The sequence below is a fragment of the Mycobacterium sp. E2327 genome (assembly GCF_001672675.1).
Lineage (GTDB): Bacteria > Actinomycetota > Actinomycetes > Mycobacteriales > Mycobacteriaceae > Mycobacterium.
Window position 1 is genome coordinate 33,968 of record NZ_LZKE01000141.1, and the last position, 17,847, is coordinate 51,814.

General features: G+C 69.7%; 21 protein-coding genes. 10 read left to right on the forward strand and 11 right to left on the reverse strand.

Annotation, left to right across the window (positions count from 1 at the left end):
• The first annotated feature begins 68 nt into the window (after positions 1–68).
• Complete coding sequence (locus A5712_RS16790) at positions 69–896, forward strand: serine protease (protein WP_369830401.1); 828 nt, start codon at positions 69–71, stop codon at positions 894–896.
• A gap of 1 nt (position 897) precedes the next feature.
• Here the strand turns inward: A5712_RS16790 and sthA are convergent, their stop codons facing one another.
• Entirely contained in the window at positions 898–2,304 is a 1,407-nt protein-coding gene (sthA, locus tag A5712_RS16795; RefSeq protein WP_142282052.1) for a Si-specific NAD(P)(+) transhydrogenase, read from the reverse strand.
• A 113-nt stretch (positions 2,305–2,417) separates the two neighbouring features.
• On the opposite strand from sthA, the gene A5712_RS16800 reads away from it, so the two are divergent.
• Positions 2,418–3,476 carry a DUF4192 domain-containing protein gene (locus A5712_RS16800; RefSeq protein WP_068107267.1) on the forward strand — a complete coding sequence of 353 codons (1,059 nt, stop codon included), beginning with the start codon at positions 2,418–2,420 and terminating at the stop codon, positions 3,474–3,476.
• A gap of 23 nt (positions 3,477–3,499) precedes the next feature.
• Here the strand turns inward: A5712_RS16800 and A5712_RS16805 are convergent, their stop codons facing one another.
• From A5712_RS16805 to A5712_RS16815, 3 genes are all read right to left on the reverse strand, one after another.
• On the reverse strand, positions 3,500–4,195 hold the full coding sequence (locus tag A5712_RS16805) for a metal-dependent transcriptional regulator (RefSeq protein WP_068107269.1): 696 nt from the start codon (positions 4,193–4,195) through the stop codon (positions 3,500–3,502).
• A 138-nt stretch (positions 4,196–4,333) separates the two neighbouring features.
• The gene (sigB, locus tag A5712_RS16810) at positions 4,334–5,293 is read right to left on the reverse strand and encodes a sigma-70 family RNA polymerase sigma factor SigB (RefSeq protein ID WP_067006623.1); all 960 of its coding nucleotides are present in this window, start codon (positions 5,291–5,293) and stop codon (positions 4,334–4,336) included.
• Between the two features lie 148 nt (positions 5,294–5,441).
• Positions 5,442–5,843, reverse strand: coding sequence for a DUF3099 domain-containing protein (locus A5712_RS16815; protein WP_082973489.1), 402 nt, complete (start codon positions 5,841–5,843; stop codon positions 5,442–5,444).
• A 45-nt stretch (positions 5,844–5,888) separates the two neighbouring features.
• Here A5712_RS16815 and A5712_RS16820 point away from each other — a divergent pair, with 45 nt between their 5' ends.
• A complete protein-coding gene (locus A5712_RS16820) occupies positions 5,889–6,128 on the forward strand; it encodes a DUF3039 domain-containing protein (RefSeq protein WP_068107272.1) in 240 nt (79 codons plus the stop codon).
• Here A5712_RS16820 and A5712_RS16825 read toward each other — a convergent pair whose 3' ends face one another.
• Positions 6,129–7,106 (reverse strand): YihY/virulence factor BrkB family protein, encoded by a 978-nt coding sequence (locus A5712_RS16825; protein ID WP_068107274.1) that lies wholly within the window; start codon positions 7,104–7,106, stop codon positions 6,129–6,131.
• 65 nt (positions 7,107–7,171) lie between these two features.
• A complete protein-coding gene (locus A5712_RS16830) occupies positions 7,172–7,357 on the reverse strand; it encodes a hypothetical protein (RefSeq protein WP_067006660.1) in 186 nt (61 codons plus the stop codon).
• 108 nt (positions 7,358–7,465) lie between these two features.
• Here A5712_RS16830 and A5712_RS16835 point away from each other — a divergent pair, with 108 nt between their 5' ends.
• A complete protein-coding gene (locus A5712_RS16835) occupies positions 7,466–7,831 on the forward strand; it encodes a DUF952 domain-containing protein (protein WP_068107276.1) in 366 nt (121 codons plus the stop codon).
• On the opposite strand, the gene A5712_RS16840 is transcribed toward A5712_RS16835, so the two are convergent.
• Complete coding sequence (locus A5712_RS16840) at positions 7,816–8,193, reverse strand: RidA family protein (RefSeq protein WP_068107278.1); 378 nt, start codon at positions 8,191–8,193, stop codon at positions 7,816–7,818. The two genes, A5712_RS16835 and A5712_RS16840, sit on opposite strands and share 16 nt — an antisense overlap.
• Positions 8,194–8,371: 178 nt before the next feature.
• Between A5712_RS16840 and A5712_RS16845 the strand changes: the two genes are divergently transcribed.
• Both A5712_RS16845 and A5712_RS16850 read left to right on the forward strand, forming a co-directional pair.
• On the forward strand, positions 8,372–8,797 hold the full coding sequence (locus A5712_RS16845; protein WP_068107279.1) for a nuclear transport factor 2 family protein: 426 nt from the start codon (positions 8,372–8,374) through the stop codon (positions 8,795–8,797).
• Positions 8,798–8,825: 28 nt separating this feature from the next.
• Positions 8,826–11,471, forward strand: coding sequence for an FAD/NAD(P)-binding protein (locus tag A5712_RS16850; RefSeq protein ID WP_068107281.1), 2,646 nt, complete (start codon positions 8,826–8,828; stop codon positions 11,469–11,471).
• Here the strand turns inward: A5712_RS16850 and A5712_RS16855 are convergent.
• The gene (locus A5712_RS16855) at positions 11,468–13,030 is read right to left on the reverse strand and encodes an RNA polymerase sigma factor (RefSeq protein ID WP_082973490.1); all 1,563 of its coding nucleotides are present in this window, start codon (positions 13,028–13,030) and stop codon (positions 11,468–11,470) included. The genes A5712_RS16850 and A5712_RS16855 overlap by 4 nt on opposite strands.
• Before the next feature lie 178 nt (positions 13,031–13,208).
• Positions 13,209–14,015, reverse strand: coding sequence for a polyphosphate--glucose phosphotransferase (ppgK, locus tag A5712_RS16860; RefSeq protein ID WP_068107283.1), 807 nt, complete (start codon positions 14,013–14,015; stop codon positions 13,209–13,211).
• A gap of 101 nt (positions 14,016–14,116) precedes the next feature.
• On the opposite strand from ppgK, the gene A5712_RS16865 reads away from it, so the two are divergent.
• Positions 14,117–14,983: an inositol monophosphatase family protein gene (locus A5712_RS16865; RefSeq protein WP_068107285.1), complete on the forward strand. Its 867-nt coding sequence runs from the start codon at positions 14,117–14,119 to the stop codon at positions 14,981–14,983.
• A 4-nt stretch (positions 14,984–14,987) separates the two neighbouring features.
• Here A5712_RS16865 and cei read toward each other — a convergent pair whose 3' ends face one another.
• Complete coding sequence (gene cei / locus A5712_RS16870) at positions 14,988–15,638, reverse strand: envelope integrity protein Cei (protein ID WP_068107286.1); 651 nt, start codon at positions 15,636–15,638, stop codon at positions 14,988–14,990.
• 180 nt (positions 15,639–15,818) lie between these two features.
• Here cei and A5712_RS16875 point away from each other — a divergent pair, with 180 nt between their 5' ends.
• Positions 15,819–16,121, forward strand: coding sequence for a DUF4193 domain-containing protein (locus A5712_RS16875; RefSeq protein WP_036468275.1), 303 nt, complete (start codon positions 15,819–15,821; stop codon positions 16,119–16,121).
• A 4-nt stretch (positions 16,122–16,125) separates the two neighbouring features.
• Here A5712_RS16875 and A5712_RS16880 read toward each other — a convergent pair whose 3' ends face one another.
• Positions 16,126–16,611 carry a DUF3093 domain-containing protein gene (locus tag A5712_RS16880; protein ID WP_068107288.1) on the reverse strand — a complete coding sequence of 162 codons (486 nt, stop codon included), beginning with the start codon at positions 16,609–16,611 and terminating at the stop codon, positions 16,126–16,128.
• A gap of 48 nt (positions 16,612–16,659) precedes the next feature.
• On the opposite strand from A5712_RS16880, the gene dut reads away from it, so the two are divergent.
• Together dut and A5712_RS16890 are read left to right on the forward strand one after the other, a co-directional pair.
• The gene (dut, locus tag A5712_RS16885) at positions 16,660–17,112 is read left to right on the forward strand and encodes a dUTP diphosphatase (RefSeq protein ID WP_068107290.1); all 453 of its coding nucleotides are present in this window, start codon (positions 16,660–16,662) and stop codon (positions 17,110–17,112) included.
• Positions 17,112–17,843 (forward strand): DUF3710 domain-containing protein, encoded by a 732-nt coding sequence (locus tag A5712_RS16890; protein WP_369830402.1) that lies wholly within the window; start codon positions 17,112–17,114, stop codon positions 17,841–17,843. The genes dut and A5712_RS16890 overlap by 1 nt, the downstream gene beginning before the upstream one ends.
• Positions 17,844–17,847: the final 4 nt, after the last annotated feature.

Here is a 17,847-nt window from a genome sequence, read left to right on the forward strand (position 1 = left end):
CGCGGCGGCGCGCGGGGAGGGGATGTGGTCTGCCCGACACGCCGTGGTCAGGCATGATGGGACACGAAATGCGCATACGGACGCTGCTGCTGTGCTCGGGGGTCGGCCTGCTGACGTTGTTGACGTCGTGCACCCGGCCGGCCGAGCCTGCGGCGCGCCCGGTGGTGTCCGTCCCCGTGGCGACGGGGCCGCTCGTGCAGCGGCTCAGCCAGCCCCAGCAGAAGGCGGTCGCGGGCCCGGTGGACCCGGACCGGCGCGTCGGCGCGATCTTCATCAACGACGGCCCGCTGCACGTCTGCACGGGTTCCGTAATCCATTCGGCGACCGGGAATCTCATGATCACCGCGGCGCACTGCCTGGCCGGTGCGGCCAAGATGACCTTCGTCCCCGGTCTGGCCGGTGACGCCGCGCCCGCGCCCGCCGACGTGTGGAAGGCCGACGCCGTCTACCTGGATCCGCGCTGGATCTCGGGCAAGGATCCGCACGCGGACTACGCGATCGCCCGGGTCAGCAACGACGCCGGCGGGTCGGTCGAGTCGTACGTCGGCCTGGCGCTGACGCTGGGCGTCGCGCCGCCCCCGGGCAGCCACGTCACCGTGCTGGGGTATGCGGCCGGGGTGGGCGGCTCGCCGATCGGCTGCCAGGCCAGCACCTCGGTCAACGACAGCGGGTTTCCCTCGCTGGCCTGCGAGGGCCTGGTGGACGGCACCAGCGGGGCGCCGTGGGTGAGCGGCACCACGCTCACCGGTCTGATCGGCGGTTTCGAGCGCGGCGGGTGCGCCGCGAACGTGTCCTACTCGGCGCCCTTCGACGCCCAAACCGCGCAGCTGCTGGCCCGCGCCGAGGCCGGCGGCCCCGGCGACCGGGTGCTGGGCGACCTCGACGACAGCTGCTAGCTCAGCGGCGGAACTGCGACAGCGCCCGCATCTTGTTGGTCACGTCCAGCGCGGCCACCTTGTAGGCCTCCGAGAACGTCGGATAGTTGAACACCGCGTCGACCAGGTAGTCGACCGTCCCGCCGCAGCCCATCACGGCCTGACCGATGTGCACCATCTCGGTGGCGCTGGTCCCGAAGATGTGCACCCCGAGCAACTTGCGGTCGTCGGTCGACACCAGCAGCTTGAGCATGCCGTAGGAGTCGCCGGCGATCTGGCCGCGGGCCAGCTCCTTGTACCGCGCCACCCCGACCTCGTAGGGGATCGCGTTCTTGGTCAGCTCCACCTCGGTGGACCCGACGTAGGAGATCTCGGGAATCGAATAGATGCCGATCGGCTGCAGGTCGGTGATGCCGTCGCACGCTTCCCCGAACGCGTGGTAGGCGGCCAGCCGGCCCTGTTCCATCGAGGTCGCGGCCAGGGCGGGGAACCCGATGACGTCGCCGACGGCGTAGATGTGCTCGACCTTGGTCCGGAACTTGTCGTCGACCCAGATCCGCCCGCGGCCCTCTACCTCGAGGCCGGCGTTTTGCAGGTCGAGGTGATCGGTCTGGCCCTGGCGGCCGGCGGAGTACATGACGGTCTCGGCGGGAATCTGCTTGCCGCTGGCCAGCGTGGTGACGGTGCCCGCGGCCCCGACGTCGACGGCGGTGACCTCCTCGCCGAACCGGAACGTCACCGCCAGGTCGCGCAGGTGGAATTTGAGCGCCTCGACCACCTCGGGGTCGCAGAAATCCAGCATGTCGTCGCGCTTTTCGACGACGGTGACCTTGGTGCCCAGGGCGGCGAACATGGACGCGTACTCGATGCCGATCACGCCGGCGCCGACGACGACCATCGAGCCCGGCAGCGTCTTGAGGTCGAGGATGCCGTCGGAATCGAGCACCCGCTCCTCGTCGAACTCGACGCCGGACGGCCGCGCCGGCCGGGTGCCGGTGGCGATGACGATGTATTCGCCGCTGACAGTGGTCATTTCGCGGCGGCCCGGGTCTTCCACGACGACGGTGTGCGGGTCGACGAAGCGGCCGTGACCGATCAGCAGGTCGATCCGATTGCGCATCAGCTGGTTGCGCACCACGTCGACTTCCTTGCCGATCACGTGCTGGGTCCGCGCCAGCAGGTCGGCCGGGGTGATCCGGTCCTTGACGCGGTAGCTGGCCCCGTAGAGCTCGCGCTGGTTCATCCCGGTGAGGTAAAGCACCGCCTCGCGCAACGTCTTTGACGGGATCGTGCCCGTGTTTACGCAGACACCGCCAAGCATTCGGCCCCGTTCGATGATGGCGACGGATTTGCCTAGTTTGGCCGAGGCGATGGCGGCCTTCTGGCCGCCCGGTCCCGAACCGATCACGACGATGTCGTACTCCTGCATCGAACCCATGCATAGACGATAAGGCCCACAGTCCAGACTTTCTCCACAGACGAGCGGCCCGATCGCGTCGCGGGGGCACGGCCCGACGGTGCCGCCCGTCAGCGTTGGTGCCCATGACGACGCATCAACCTGATTTCAAGCTCAATCGCCCCGGCGCGCTGATCGCGGCGCTACCGGCCGTTCTCGGCTTCGTTCCGGAGAATTCATTGGTCCTGGTGTCCCTGGAACACGGCGAACTGGGGGCCGTGATGCGGGTCGACCTCTCCGAGCAACTCGTCGACCGCGTCGGGCATCTGGCCGAAGTCGCCGCCGCCGCCCGGCCGGAAGCGGCGATCGCGGTGATCGTCGACGCGAACTGCGCGCACTGCCCGGGGTGCAACGAGGAGTACCGGCTGCTGTGCGACGAGCTGGCAGAGGCGTTGTCGCAGCGGGGAATTCAACTCTATGCGGCGCACGTGGTGGATCGGGTGGCCCGCGGCGGGCGCTGGCATTGCGTGGACGGCTGCGGCTCCGGCGGCTTCGTCGACGACCCGTCGGCGTCGCCGTTGGCCGCGGCGGCGGTGCTCGACGGCCGGCGGCTCTACCGCCGGCGCGCCGACCTGCAGGCCGTCATCGCGGTCGACGACCCGGCGGGCGCCGCCGAGTTGGCCGACGCGGTCCGGCGCCAGGCGGCGCGGCGCGACGTGGCCCATCGCGCCGATCCCACCGGGTGCGCGCGCCGCGACGTGCAAGACGCGATGGCCGCCGCTTCCCGCGTCGCCGGCGGCGAAACGCTGTCCGCGGCCGAGCTTGCCGGGTTGGGCTGCGCGCTGAGCGACGTCGAGGTGCGCGACACGCTGTACGCCCTGGCGGTCGGCGACCGGGCGGGGGAGGCCGAGTCGCTGTGGGCGCTGCTGGCGCGCCGCCTGCCGCCGCCCTGGCGGGTCGAGGCGCTGGTGCTGCTCGCGTTCAGCGCGTACGCCCGTGGCGACGGCCCGCTCGCCGGGGTGTCGCTGGACGCCGCGCTGCGTGGTGACCCCGACCACCGGATGGCGGGAATGCTGGATCAGGCGTTGCAGTCCGGCATGAAGCCCGATGACATCCGGAAGCTGGCGGCCACCGGCTACCGGCTGGCCAAGCGGCTGGGGGTGCGGCTGCCGCCGCGGCGGGCGTTCGGGCGCCGGGCGGGATAGCGGTGGCGATCGGTGCTGGTCGCTCAGACCTTCTCGACTTTGACGGCGTGCGCCATCTCGTGCGGCAGCGTCACGTTTTCGTGGCCGGGAATGAGGATCGTGACCCCGCCGCCGGACGGGCTGGTCTCGACGGTGACCCGGGCATTGGGAACGACGCCGGCGTCCTTGAGGCGGGTGATCAGATCGATGTCGCCCTGGACGTGTTCGGTGAGCTGGCGCACGACCACGGCGACCGGCGATCCGGCGGGCAGCTCGGTCAACCGGACGAGGTTGATGCCGTCGGCGCCGGAATCGGGACCCACACCGAGGTCCAACAGGCCCGGGATGGGGTTGCCGAACGGGGAGGTGGTCGGGTTGTTGAGCACCTTCACCAGCCGGCGTTCGACTTCCTCGCTCATCACGTGCTCCCACCGACATGCCTCGGCGTGCACTTCCTCCCACGGCACCCCGATGACGTCGACGAGCAGTCGTTCCGCCAGGCGGTGCTTGCGCATCACGGAGATGGCCAGCGCGCGGCCCTTGTCGGTGAGCTCCAGATGGCGGTCCCCGGCGACGTGGAGCAGGCCGTCCCGCTCCATGCGGGACACGGTCTGGCTGACGGTCGGCCCGCTCTGTTCGAGGCGTTCGGCGATCCGGGCACGCAGCGGCGTCACGCCCTCTTCTTCGAGGTCGTAGATGGTCCGCAGGTACATCTCGGTGGTATCAACCAGCTCGTTCATCCAGCACCCTCCATTGACGCTGAGTCTACTTGGCCAGCTGCAAGAATGGGCCCAACGCCTCTTGCGGATGTCCCCGGCAAGCAGTATGCCCGCCGCTCGCGCGACGGGCATACCGACTTGCTACAGGCTCTGAAGCGATCAGCTGGCGTAGGAGCGCAACCGATCGGCCCGCTCGCCGTTGCGCAGCTTGGACATCACGTCGCGCTCTATCTGACGGACTCGCTCGCGGGACAGCCCGAACAGCTTGCCGATCTGATCGAGCGTGCGCGGCTGGCCGTCGTCCAGGCCGAAGCGCAACCGGATGACCTGGTGCTCGCGCTCGTCGAGAGTGGCCAGCACACTGCGGATGTCGGTGTGCAGCAGCTCGGCGATCACGGCGTTCTCGGCCGACATCGCCTCGGCGTCCTCGATGAAGTCACCGAGCGGCGCCTCCTCCTCGGAGCCGACGGGCATGTCCAGGCTCACCGGGTCGCGGCTGTGCTCCAACAGGTCGTTGATCTTCTCGACCGGGATGCCGGATTCGGCGGCGAGTTCCTCGTCGGTGGCTTCGCGCCCGAGGTTCTGGTGCATCTCCCGCTTGATCCGTGCCAGCTTGTTGACCTGCTCGACGAGGTGGACCGGCAGCCGGATGGTGCGGCTCTGGTCGGCCATGCCGCGGGTGATAGCCTGGCGGATCCACCAGGTCGCGTAGGTGGAGAACTTGAATCCCTTTGTGTAGTCGAACTTCTCCATCGCGCGGATCAGACCGAGGTTGCCCTCCTGGATGAGGTCCAGCAGCGGCATGCCCCGACCCGTGTAGCGCTTCGCCAGCGAAACCACCAGCCGCAGGTTCGCTTCCAGCAGGTGGCGGCGCGCCGCCTGGCCATCGCGCGCGACGGCCTCCAGGTCGCGTTTGCGGTTCTCTCCGAGGCGCTTACGCGTTTCCAGCAGATGCTCGGCGTACAGGCCGGCTTCGATCCGCTTGGCCAGCTCTACCTCACCCGCCGCGTTGAGCAACGCCGTCTTGCCGATGCCGTTGAGATAAACGCGCACCAGGTCCGCGGCGGGGCTTTGAGCATCCAGATCGCCGTCGATCCTGCTTGTGCTGGCGTTCGCCATAGCGACCTCCCGTTCGGCTTTGCACTGTCAACACGTCTAACGATGGATCCGCCCTGGGAGTTCCCGCCCGCGCGTGATCTCACACGCCTTGACGTGCACAGATGTGCCGACGACCTGAGAATGTCCTGAGAAGTGCGGCCCGTGGCGGCTAGCCGGAACCGTCCTGGTGCGGTCGCCGCGGTTCGAGCGCCGGGCGCTCGGCGGTGGGGAACAGGGGAGTGCGCCGCCGCGTCTGGTCGAACCGCCTGGGCTCGTCGGAGCGGCGCGGTGGCCGGTCGTTGGCGATCAGCACGGCCATCCACGGCAACGGCACCGAGGCCGCCACGATGAGCAGTGAGATCAGGCCGTTGTGCCAGGCGCCGTAGGCGACGGCGGCCAGGATGAGCGCCGGGATCCGAAACGCCATCAGCGTCAGGTACTTCCGCACCCGGGCGCGATGCTCCTCCTCGTAAGAGGGCGCGGCGGAGGTGATCAGGACGGGACGGCCGGTGTCGTCGAAGCCGTCGAACCCTGGCTCTTCGCCGCGCTTCATACCTCCACTGTCCCACAACCAAACGATTCCGGTACCGGCGAGTCAGGGGGCACAATGTGAGGCATGCAGACCCAGACGATCGAACGCACCGAGGCCGACGAACGCGTCGACGACGGGACCGGCAGCGATACCCCGAAATACTTCCACTACGTCAAGAAGGACAAGATCGCCGAGAGCGCCGTGATGGGCAACCACGTCGTCGCGCTGTGCGGCGAGGTGTTTCCCGTCACCCGGGCGGCCAAGCCCGGCTCCCCGGTCTGCCCGGAGTGCAAGCGGATCTACGAGCGGCTCAAGAAGGGCTGATCAGGCCGGCGGCTCGGCCGTCGCGACGTCGGACGGCGCCGCGGGCAAGTCGACTACCCGCTTGGGGGCGGTCCGGCGCGTCAGCAGCCAGTTGCGCAGCCGGTGGGCATGTGTCCTCGGCGCGGGGAATTCCTCCTGGATGGAGGCGTTCAGCTCGGCGCCGAGCATGATCGCGAAGCCGCCGAAGAACGCGAACAACAGGAACGCGATCGGCGTCGACAGCGCGCCGTACGTGTAACCGGTGCTGGTGATCCACCGCAGGTAGAAGCGCAGGCCCAGCGTGGCGATCAGGAACACCGCCGTGGCCAGGATGGCGCCCAGCACCAGCCGGTGGCTGGGCAGCGGCACCGGCAGCGCCACCCGGTACAGCAGCATGATCCCGATCATCAGCCCGAGGATCAGCGCCGGGTAGTAGCCGTAGCGCAGCACGTTGGCCAGTCCGACCGGGATGTGTTCGCTCACCTTGCGCGGTCCCACCACCATCACCGGCGCGGCGATCACCACGAAGACCAGCATCACCACGTACAGGAACAGCGAGAAGAACCGCTGTCGCACCGGGTGTCGCAGCGGGCTCTGGTCGTGGGCCTCGACCACGGCGTCGACGAACGACGAGATCGCCGACGATCCCGCCCACAGCGAGATCAAGAAACCGAGCGAGACGACTTCACCGCGCGCGTTGGCGGTGATGTCGCGGATGGTGGGCTCGATGATCTCGTTGACGACGCTCGGCGAGAAGAAGCTGTGCGCGGTCGAGATGATGCTCTTCTCGATCGAGGACAGCGTGTCCTTGCCGAACAGCGGCGCCACGTAGGCCAAGCTGCCCAGCATTCCCAACAGCAGCGGCGGGGTGGAAAGCGCCGACCAGAATCCCGCCTGGGCCGACTCGGAGAAAATGGAGTCGTCCCAGCTCTTGGCAAGGGTCCGAAGACTGATTCGCCGGATGTGGTGGCGGGACGGCCGCGCGGCTTGGACGCTCATACCCGTCCAGCATTGCCGATGACCGCCCGCGCAGCCCACATTGGCCAGGGGTGAGTTCGGCTGGACTAGCTTTCGCTGACCTCCAGCACGGCGTCCTGCTCGGTCAGCTTCGACTGGTGCTGGTTCGCGTGGTGCTGGCAGAAGAGAAGCTCAAGTCCGGAAGGCAGCTTGGCGCGGACTCGAGCGGCGGCACCGCAGCGATCGCAGCGGTCCGCTCTGGTGAGCTCGGGACTGGTCAGAGTTGCGTGCATGGCTTCTCCGTTCTCGTTCATTCACTGTCTCAGACGTGTGGCGTTTTCGCCTTGTTCCCCGATCGTTATCGGGTGTGTCGTTTCTCACGGGTTTTAGGCTGAGCGACCGTGACGGTTCTGGTGCACCTGTGCGGGCGCGAGGAGTGGTCCCGCGCCCGCGATCGGGGCGGGATTTCGCCCGACGCGCCGGGGCCCGACGGCTCCCGGTTCATTCACCTGTCGACGCCCGAGCAGGTGCATCTGCCCGCCAACCGCCTCTACCGCGGCCGCGACGACCTGGTCTTGCTGCACATCGACCCGGCACTGCTGGACTCGCCAGTGCGCTGGGAGCCCGGGGTGGCAACGGACCCGCAGTCCATGCGGTTCCCGCATCTGTACGGCCCGCTGCCGGTGGGCGCTGTGATCGGGGTCACCGCTTACCCGCCTGCGGCGGACGGCACCTTCCCGCCGGCCGCGCCTCAGGAGCCGACGTAGGCGTCGGCCTCGATCTCCACCAGCAGCTCGGGAGCGATCAGTGCCGACACCTCGACCATGGTCGCGACCGGACGGATCTCGCCGAAGAACTCGGCGTGCACCGCGGCGACCTCACGCCAGCGCGAAATGTCGGTCACGTAAATGCGGGTGCGCACCACGTCGGTGAGCCCGGCACCCGCCTGCTCGAGCGAAAAAGCGATGCGGCGCAACGCCTCTCGGGCCTGGGCGGCGACGTCACCGGCGGGTCCGGCGCCGGTCGTCCCGGCCACCGCCACGTGCGGGCCGACCCGCACCGCCCGCGAATAGCCCACCGCCGATTCGAAGTCGGAGCCGGACGACACCAGTGTGCGGTTGGTTGACATGCGGTCACGGTACGCGCGATTGGCTTGGCCACCAAAGGCTTTACGCGCGCGGCCACCGGTGGTAGGAGTGCTGTGTGGGTAAAGCAGCCGCGTTGGCCGTGACGCGGGTCAACATCGGCACACCGAACCTCGGAATCCGCACGGCCCAAGGCGTTTTCGTGCTCGTCGGGGTGGCGCGATGACGCCCGGCATCTCGGCCGACGCGCTCGCCGCGCAGGAGGCGCTTTTCGCGCGGGCGTTCGCGGCGGGCGACGTGTCGACCGTGCGGGACCTCTATCAGCCCGACGTGGTGTACGTGAGCCCGACGGTGCGCCTCTTCGACTGGCCGTCTCCGATCGAGGGCGTCGAGCGCACGCTCGAGTTCATCGCGCTGACCATCCGCGGCTGCGCGGAGATCCGCTACGAGGCAGTCGATTACGCCATCACGCCCGGCGCCGACACGGCGTTCGTGCGCGTGGAATTCGACTGGGACCAGGGCGGCCAACGCCTGCGCTCGACGTACGTGGTGGTCTACCGCTACCGCGACGGCCGGATCGCCCGCCAGGAGCTGTACTACGACCCCAGCGGAGCGCTGGAGCAACTCGATCCGTCGAACCGGAATTAACCGGCGACGGCCGATATAGCATTCCGCCATGATGCGCGTCGCGATCGTGGGCGGCGGTGCCGCGGGCCTGCTGGCCGCGGTCCAGCTGCGCCGGCGCCAACCGCAGGCGCAGATCACGCTGATCGACGCGTCCGGACGTCCCGGCACCGGCGCGGCCTACGGAACCGACGACCCGACCCACCTGTTGAACGTTCCCGCCGCGCGCATGTCCGCGTGGCCCGACGACCCCGATCACTTTTGCCGCTGGCTCGACGAGCGGGCCGTCACCCCGGTCGAGAGCTTCGCGCCGCGCCTCGCATACGGCCGCTACCTGCGGGAACAACTCGCCACCGCCGACGTGCGGATCGAGCGGGCGGAGGTCGTCGCGTTGGTGCCCGGCGCGCCGGCGCGCCTGACCCTGAACGACGGACGTTCGCTGTCGGCGGACGCCGTCGTGCTCGCGTCCGGGCGGCCCGCGGGCGGCATGCCCGAATCGCTGGAGCGCGCCTTCGCCCCGGTGTTGGCCTTGAACGCGGACTCGGCCACCGACGGCAAGGTCGTGGTGGACCCCTGGGCGCCGGGCGCGCTTGCCGCCCTGGCCGCGCGCCGGCCCGGCAGCGTCCTGGTGATCGGCTCGGGACTCACGGGCGTCGACGTCGCGCTGCATCTCATGGCGCGCGGCGCCGCGGTCACCCTGCTTTCGCGGCACGGCACGCTCCCGCGCCGGTTCCGCGCCACCGGCGCACCGGCCGAATTGCCCAACGTCGACGCCCTCGCCGACGACGTCTCGCTCGACGCATTACGCACCGCGCTCACCGCGGACCTCGCGCACGCGCGCGAAAACGGTTGGGACTGGCGACAAGTCATCGACGCGCTCCGCCCGCGCACCCCGCGGCTGTGGCGGTCGATGGGGTGGGAAGACCAACGCCGGTTTCTGCGCGAAGACCTGCGGCAGTGGGAGGTGCTTCGGCACCGCATGCCGCCCACGATCGCCGATGCGGTCTATCACGCGATCAACGGTGGCCAGCTGAGCATCGAGGCGGGTGAGGTCGCCGACGTGTCGCTGCGCGGCGACGGCGTCGAGCTGGTGGTCACGACGAGCTGGCGATCCATGCGCCGGCGCGCGGACGCCGTCGTCGTCGCCACCGGCGCCGTGTGGGATCGGCGGTCCCTGCAACGCTCCAAGCTCTGGGCGAACCTGCTCGACACGGGCGTCGCGTCGCTGCACCGGTGCGGCGTGGGGGTGCGGCTCGATACGGACGGCTATCTCATCGACGCGACCGGCGGCACGGTCCCCGGCGTCGTGTGTCTGGGCTCGATCCGCCAGGGCGAGGAGTGGGAGACCACCGCGATCCCGGAGATCCGCGCGCAGGCGGCCGCGATCGCCGAGCTGCTCGCCACCGACACGCGCGAACGCCCGGCACGGGTGCCCCGTCTGGTCGCGACCGGGCCGCGATCCACGGGTGCGGCCGCGGCGTACGCCGAGGGCGTGCGTCGCCTGCTCGCGGTTCAGGACGGCGCGTCGGTCGCCTTCGCAGAGGCGGTCGCCGACGATCCGCACCACGCGCGGGCGCACGTCGCGCTCGCCATGATCGCCACGGAACGGCCCGACCGCGCCGGCGGCCCCGACGCCGTCACCGGCCACCTCGCGCGGGCGCGGGCGGCGCTTGCCCGGGGGAGCGACGAGGACCGCAGCCACGTCGAGGCCATCGCGACGTGGTGCGAGAAGGGAAACGCGGCGGGCACCGACGCGCTCATCGACCACCTCGAGCGCGTGCCGGACGACGCGGTCGCGTTGCTGGTGCTGGCGCCGTCGATCGCGTTCGCGGGGGCCGGTGACGCGTTGCCGGACGCGTGGCAGTACGTCGAGCGGTTCACCGGCGTGCACGGCGAGGCGCCGTGGTATCTCGGCTTGCGCGCCTACGGCCGCACGGAGCAGGGCCTGTGGTACGACGCGGCCGACCTGGCCGACGCCGCGCTCGAACTCGATCCGGGCAACGGCAATGCCGCGCACGCGCTGGCGCACGTGCACTACGAGACCGATGCGCACGGCGCGGGGCTGAAGTGGCTGACGGACTGGATCGCGGGCGACGGCAGCACCCAGCGCTACGTCCCGCACTTTCAGTGGCACGCCGCGCTGCACGAGCTCGCGATGGGCGACGCGGCCGCCGCGGCGCGCCGGTACGCCGCGTTCCTCGCGCCGCCGCACTCGAAGGACGTTCGTTGTCTGGTCGACGCCGGGTCGCTGGCATGGCGCGCGCGACTACATCCCGACTGGGTCACCCCGCCCGACCCGATGGCGGTGCTCGTCGAGGCCGGCTCGCTCGCGTACACGCCGCAGACGCCGTTCATCGCGTTTCACGCGCTGTTGGTGCTGGCCGCCGCGAACGACCCGGCCGCGATCCGCGCGATCGATGTTCCCGGCGCCACCGACGCGCAGGCGTCGACGTTGCGCCTCATCGGCGAGGGCCTGATCGCGTTGACCGAGGGCGAGCCGCGCGCCGCGCTCGACTATCTCATCGAATCGCTGCCCGGGCTCGGATCCATCGGCGGCAGCCGCGTGCAGCAAGAAGTAATTCTCGAAACGGCGTTGGCGGCGATGCTGCAGCTCGGTGCGCCGGGTCAAGCGGCGCGCCTGCTGTCGCGGCATCGCGCGGCCCCCGGGCCGTCGGTGACCCGGGGTGCGGTGAACTAGTCGAGGTAGTCGCGCAGAACCTGAGAACGGCTGGGGTGGCGCAACTTTGACATGGTCTTGGACTCGATCTGGCGGATGCGCTCGCGGGTCACGCCGTAAACCTGCCCGATCTCGTCCAGGGTGCGCGGCTGGCCGTCGGTGAGGCCGAAGCGCAGCCGTACTACGCCGGCTTCGCGCTCGGACAGCGTCTCCAGCACCGACTGCAATTGGTCCTGCAGCAGCGTGAACGACACCGCGTCGACGGCCACCACGGCCTCGCTGTCCTCGATGAAGTCGCCGAGCTGGCTGTCGCCCTCGTCGCCGATGGTCTGGTCCAGCGAGATCGGCTCGCGCGCGTATTGCTGGATCTCGAGCACCTTCTCGGGCGTGATGTCCATCTCCTTGGCCAGCTCTTCGGGCGTGGGCTCGCGGCCCAAATCCTGAAGCAGCTCGCGCTGGATGCGGCCCAGCTTGTTGATCACCTCGACCATGTGGACCGGGATGCGGATGGTGCGCGCCTGGTCGGCCATCGCCCGGGTGATGGCCTGGCGGATCCACCACGTGGCGTAGGTGGAGAACTTGTATCCCTTTGTGTAGTCGAACTTTTCGACCGCGCGGATGAGGCCCAGGTTGCCTTCCTGGATGAGGTCGAGGAAGGCCATCCCGCGGCCGGTGTAGCGCTTGGCCAGCGACACCACGAGGCGCAGGTTCGCTTCCAGCAGATGGTTTTTCGCGCGGTCGCCGTCGCGGCAGATCCACATCATGTCGCGGCGCTGGGCGGCGGGCAGTTTGTCGCCGCGCTCGGCGTGCTCGGCCATCAGCTGCGTGGCGTACAGGCCGGCCTCGATGCGCTTGGCGAGCTCGACCTCTTCCTCGGCGTTGAGCAGCGCCACCTTGCCGATCTGCTTGAGGTAGGCGCGAACCGAGTCCGCGGACGCGGTGAGTTCGGCGTCCTTGCGGGCCTGGCGCAGCGCCTCGGATTCGTCTTCGTCCCAGACGAAATCGCCGGAAGCCTTGTCCTTTTCGGAGGGCTCCGCGATTTCCTCTTCCTCGGCGGCGGCGGCGGTCTTGGTCTTCGCGGCGGGCGCGGCCGCAGCCTCCTCCTCGCCGTCCTCGGCGTCGTCCGCCTCGAGGTCGGCCTCTTCGCCGTCGGCGGCCACGTCGACTTCGAGGTCGTCGAGGTTGAGGTCGTCGGCGTCGATGTCCAGGTCCTCGACGGGCTCGACCTCGAGGTCCGGCTCGGCGTCGAGATCCTCGACCTCGACCTGGGCGTCGGCTTCGAGCTCGAGGTCGGCCTCGCCGTCCTTCGCGCCTTTGGCCGCCTTCGTGCCGCGGCCGGACGGCGCCTTGGCGCCCTTGGCCGCGGAGCGGGCTTTCTTCGGGGCCTCGTCGGGCGCTGCGGCCTCGGGTCCCCGGGCGGACTTGGCGGCCCGCGGCGCGGCCTTGGCGGCCCGTTTCGCCGGGGCGGCGGCGCCATTGGCGGCCTTCGCCGGCGAGCGCTTGGCGGGGGACGATGGAGACTTCGTGGCGGTGCGTTTCACCGGCTCATCGGTCGCCGGGCTTGCCTTGGTCGCTGCCACTTACACCCCTTCGGTCGGACGCACTTTCGGTGGGTTTGGGCATGGTTAACCGAAAGTGTCTGCTATGTCGAATGTCGGCGTTGGAGATCAGCGTGAGTGCTCGCACGCTTTCAGTCGGGCGGTCGCCGAGGACCATTGTAACGACAGCGCGCGCTCCTACCGGCCTACCGGGCAAAATTCAGTGCGTCACGTCCGAGGTGGCGGCCATCGCCGCGCCGACGATGCCGGCGGTGTTTTGCAGGGCGGCGGCCACCACCGGGGTGCGATTTTCCAGCAGCGGCAGCCATTTGTCGGCCTTGCGGCTGATGCCGCCGCCCGCGATGAACAAATCCGGCCAGATCGCGTTTTCGATGGCCACCAGCACCCGTGTGACCTGCTGGGTCCACTTTTCGTAGCTCCAGCCGTTGCGTTCTTTGACCGACGACGCCGCGCGCTGCTCGGCCTCCTTGCCGCCGACCTCGAGGTGGCCGAATTCGGTGTTGGGAATCAGGGTCCCGTTGTGGATGACCGCGGACCCGATCCCGGTGCCGAACGTGAGCAGCACGACCAGGCCCGATTGTTCGCGGCCCGCGCCGTAGCGCTCCTCGGCGAGCCCGGCCGCGTCGGCGTCGTTCAGGATCGTGACGTCCTGGCCGTTGAGTTCGGCGCTGATCACGTCCCGCGCGTTGGTTCCGATCCACGCCTTGTCGACGTTGGCCGCCGTCTGCACGACGCCGTGGGTGACGACGCCGGGGTAGGTCACCCCCAGGGGCCCGGTCCACCCGAACCCATTGACGACCTCGGCGATGGCCTTGGCGACCGCCTTCGGCGTGGCCGGTTGTGGGGTCAGCACCTTGATGCGCTCGCCGATCAGCAGCCCGGTGTCCATGTCGACGATGCCGCCCTTGATGCCGCTGCCGCCGACGTCGACGCCGAACCCCCGGCGCTGCGGCTTGCCGGTGGCCGCGTCGGGCGGCGCGCCCGTGATCGAGTCGGTGCTGGTCATCGAAACTCCTCGGCGAGACTTGGCCTGTCCGATCACCTTAGCTCCACCGGTACCCCGGCTGGGGGTCTGCGCGGCCGTGGCGTCTGTGATGCGATGGACCGGTGACGCGACCTGATAACGAGCCCGCGCAACTGCGTTCGGTGGCCGAAAGCTTGGCCGCCGAGGCCGCCGAGTTCGTGCTTCGCCGGCGCGCCGAGGTGTTCGGCCCGACGGCGTCGGTCGCGGCCGATGGCGCGGTGCGGTCGAAGACCACCCCGACCGACCCGGTGACCGTCGTCGACACCGAGACCGAGCGGCTGTTGCGGGACCGGTTGGCCCAACTGCGGCCCGGCGACCCGATTCTCGGAGAGGAGGGCGGCGGGCCCGCCGACGCGCAGTCCGGCGCGATCACCTGGGTGCTCGATCCCATCGACGGCACAGTGAATTTCGTCTACGGCATCCCCGCCTACGCGGTGTCGGTGGGCGCGCAGATCGACGGCCTGTCGGTGGCGGGGGCGGTCGCCGACGTCGTCGCCGGGCGCGTCTACTCGGCGGCGACGGGCCTCGGCGCGCACGTCACCGACGATCGCGGGACGCGGCCGCTGCGCTGCGCCGCCGTCGACGATTTGTCGATGGCGTTGCTGGGCACCGGGTTTGGGTATTCACGGCGGCGCCGGGCGAGTCAGGCGGCGCTGTTGGCGCACATCCTGCCGGCGGTGCGCGACGTGCGCCGCATCGGTTCCGCGGCGCTGGACCTGTGCATGGTCGCGGCGGGCCGGTTGGACGCCTTCTACGAGCACGGGCTGCAGGTGTGGGACCGCGCGGCCGGCGCGCTGATCGCGGCAGAGGCGGGCGCCCGCGTCCTGGTGCCCGAGCCGAACGGCCCGGTGGGCAGCGAAGGGTTGGTGGTGGCCGCCGCCCCCGGAATCGCCGACGAGCTGCTGGCCGCCCTGCAACGGTTCGACGGCCTGGGGCCGCTGCCGGAATGAGGGGTCAGCAGCTGCTGGCGTGAATCTTTTGCAGCAGTGCGGGATCCGACGCTTCGGTGGCACCGGGTCGCAGGCTGGCCAGCACCGCGTCGATGTTGTCGTTGTGGGCCAAGGAGCCGAACTCCGTGCCGAGGGACAGGTCGACGGAGTCGTCGGCGCGGTTGTCGTTGTACAGCTCCGCGCACGGCGCCACGAGCCATACCGACGCCGCGGTCGCCTGCCCGGCGGTGCCGAAGCGGATCTGGCCCACGCAGTTCAGCCGGGTGCCGGCGTAGAGGGGGTCGTTGGCGGCGGTCGGCTGGGCGAAGCCCAGGTCCTTCATCGCGCCGGCGACGTCGCCGGCCTGCCCGCCGCGGCCGCTGGCGTTGAGGACGCGGACCTTGGTGTCGGCGAGTTTGGCCGGGTTGACGTCGGCCATGGCGCTGCGGGACACCTGCTCACCGAGTTGCGGCGCGGCCGAGCCGGGCGGCTGCGGCGGCGGGTTGCACACCACGGCCTCGTGCACCTTCGCCGGACGCGTCAGCGCCACCGTCCACACCACCGCGGTCGCCACCACCAGCAGCGCCACGACGACGATGGCGGGCCGGGGGTTGCGGCGCCTAAAGGGGCGTCCATGCTTGTCAAAAGCGGTACCCTCGGTGATTTGCGCGACCACAGGGGAACTCTAACTGCACCGTTTGAGACTCAAGACAAGGGTCAATTCGGGGATGTGACGTAAATCACACCTTAATGGTGGGGGATACGGGCACGAATCATTTGGTGGATGCGTTCGACGCTGGTACAAAGCGTTGCTTGAGGTTAACGAGGCCTGTTGAGGGGATAGGGCGGGATTGATATGCCTACCGACTATGACGCTCCGAGGCGCACCGAGACGGACGACGTCTCGGAAGACTCGCTGGAGGAGCTCAAAGCACGGCGGAACGAGGCGGCCTCGGCCGTGGTCGACGTGGACGAATCTGAATCCGCCGAGAATTTCGAACTGCCTGGCGCCGACCTGTCCGGCGAGGAGCTGTCCGTTCGCGTCATCCCGAAGCAGGCTGACGAGTTCACCTGCTCGAGCTGCTTTCTGGTTCAACACCGCAGTCGTCTCGCCAGCGAGAAGAACGGCGTGATGATCTGTACCGACTGCGCAGCCTGAACGGTCAGCTGCGCAATGCCGACAGCACCCGCTCCGGGTGGCGGCAGCTCACCAGCCAGTACGGCGTGGGGTCGTCTGGGTCATCGAGGACTACCAGAACCATTGGGCCGACCCATGCCCGGTGCAGGACGTAGGCGGCCGGGTCGAGCTGCCGGCCGAGTGCCGCCGACTTCGCGGTGGGGGCGATCTCGGCGGAACGGGCGATGACAGTGACCGGCAGGTGTGCCTCGCCGGCCCACAGTTCCACCCCGCCCGGGGCGGCCGGGTCCGCGGTGACGCGGATCTCGACGCGGCCCAGCCACAGCAGCGTCCCGGCGGCCACCACGAACAGCGTTGCGTACGGCAGCCAGTCGGGCAGGGAACGAACACCGAGGTTGACTTCGAACGCGATCAGCGCCGCCAGCCCGAAAGCCAATGGCCACCACCACCACGGCACCCAAAGGCGTTCGCGATATCGCACATTGTGCGGCGCGACGCGGGTAGCAGACACGCGGTCAAGGGTAGTCTGTGGCCCCGTGTCGACCAGTCTGGCTTTGAAATGAAAGTTGTGCGCCTCGACCCCGAGCTTCCGCTGCCCAGTCGCGCCCACCACGGCGACGCCGGGGTCGACCTGTACAGCGCGGAAGACGTCAAGCTAGATCCGGGGCAGCGGGCTCTGGTGCGAACGGGCGTCGCGGTCGCCATTCCGTTCGGGATGGTGGGGTTGGTGCATCCCCGCTCGGGATTGGCTGCGCGGGTAGGGCTTTCGATCGTCAACAGCCCGGGCACCATCGACGCCGGGTATCGCGGCGAAATCAAGGTCTCGCTGATCAACCTCGACCCGGCGGAGCCGATCGTGGTGCACCGCGGTGACCGGATCGCCCAATTGCTGGTGCAGCGGGTCGAATTGGTCGAGCTGGTCGAGGTGTCGTCGTTCGACGAGGCCGGGCTGGCCGAAACATCCCGTGGCGACGGTGGTCACGGTTCCTCCGGCGGACATGCGAGTTTGTGATGGCACTTGGTAGATCAGGCAAAGACGACAGCGACGACGCGGTCGAGACGGAAGCCCCCGCGGATCCGGTCGACGAAGAGTTCGAGGACGAGCTCGAGGGCCCGTTCGACATCGACGACTTCGACGACCCGGCGGTCGCCGAACTGGCCCGCCTCGACCTGGGTTCGGTGCTCATCCCCATGCCGGAGGCCGGCCAGCTGCAGGTCGAGCTGACCGAGACCGGCGTGCCCAGCGCGGTGTGGGTGGTCACGGCCAACGGCCGGTTCACCATCGCCGCCTACGCGGCCCCCAAGACGGGCGGCCTGTGGCGCGAGGTGGCCGGGGAACTCGCCGAGTCGCTGCGCAAGGACTCGGCGAAGGTCAGCATCAAGGACGGCCCGTGGGGCCGGGAGGTGGTCGGGACCGCCCAGGGCGTGGTGCGCTTCATCGGGGTCGACGGCTACCGCTGGATGATCCGCTGCGTCGTCAACGGGTCGCACGAGACCATGGAAGCGCTGGAGCGTGAGGCGCGAACGGCGTTGGCGGACACCGTGGTTCGCCGTGGCGACACACCGCTGCCCGTGCGCACGCCGTTGCCCGTGCAGCTGCCCGAGCCGATGGCCGAACAATTGCGGGCGGCCGCGGCCGCCCAGCAGCAGCAGGCCCAGGAGCAGCCGCCCGACGAGCCGGCGGCCCGCCGCAGCGCCGAGGGATCGGCGATGCAGCAGCTGCGCACGACGACGGGCGGGTAGTCCC

Excerpts from the sequence above, each read along its gene's own strand:
- A5712_RS16875 (WP_036468275.1), top strand. The coding sequence starts at position 15,819 with ATGCCTACCGACTATGACGCTCCGAGGCGCACCGAGACGGACGACGTC.
- sthA (WP_142282052.1), bottom strand. The coding sequence starts at position 2,304 with ATGCAGGAGTACGACATCGTCGTGATCGGTTCGGGACCGGGCGGCCAG.
- A5712_RS16825 (WP_068107274.1), bottom strand. The coding sequence starts at position 7,106 with ATGAGCGTCCAAGCCGCGCGGCCGTCCCGCCACCACATCCGGCGAATC.
- A5712_RS16845 (WP_068107279.1), top strand. The coding sequence starts at position 8,372 with ATGACGCCCGGCATCTCGGCCGACGCGCTCGCCGCGCAGGAGGCGCTT.
- dut (WP_068107290.1), top strand. The coding sequence starts at position 16,660 with ATGAAAGTTGTGCGCCTCGACCCCGAGCTTCCGCTGCCCAGTCGCGCC.
- A5712_RS16800 (WP_068107267.1), top strand. The coding sequence starts at position 2,418 with ATGACGACGCATCAACCTGATTTCAAGCTCAATCGCCCCGGCGCGCTG.
- A5712_RS16850 (WP_068107281.1), top strand. The coding sequence starts at position 8,826 with ATGATGCGCGTCGCGATCGTGGGCGGCGGTGCCGCGGGCCTGCTGGCC.
- sigB (WP_067006623.1), bottom strand. The coding sequence starts at position 5,293 with ATGGCGAACGCCAGCACAAGCAGGATCGACGGCGATCTGGATGCTCAA.
- A5712_RS16790 (WP_369830401.1), top strand. The coding sequence starts at position 69 with ATGCGCATACGGACGCTGCTGCTGTGCTCGGGGGTCGGCCTGCTGACG.
- A5712_RS16890 (WP_369830402.1), top strand. The coding sequence starts at position 17,112 with ATGGCACTTGGTAGATCAGGCAAAGACGACAGCGACGACGCGGTCGAG.
- A5712_RS16805 (WP_068107269.1), bottom strand. The coding sequence starts at position 4,195 with ATGAACGAGCTGGTTGATACCACCGAGATGTACCTGCGGACCATCTAC.
- A5712_RS16820 (WP_068107272.1), top strand. The coding sequence starts at position 5,889 with ATGCAGACCCAGACGATCGAACGCACCGAGGCCGACGAACGCGTCGAC.
- ppgK (WP_068107283.1), bottom strand. The coding sequence starts at position 14,015 with ATGACCAGCACCGACTCGATCACGGGCGCGCCGCCCGACGCGGCCACC.
- A5712_RS16830 (WP_067006660.1), bottom strand. The coding sequence starts at position 7,357 with ATGCACGCAACTCTGACCAGTCCCGAGCTCACCAGAGCGGACCGCTGC.
- A5712_RS16840 (WP_068107278.1), bottom strand. The coding sequence starts at position 8,193 with ATGTCAACCAACCGCACACTGGTGTCGTCCGGCTCCGACTTCGAATCG.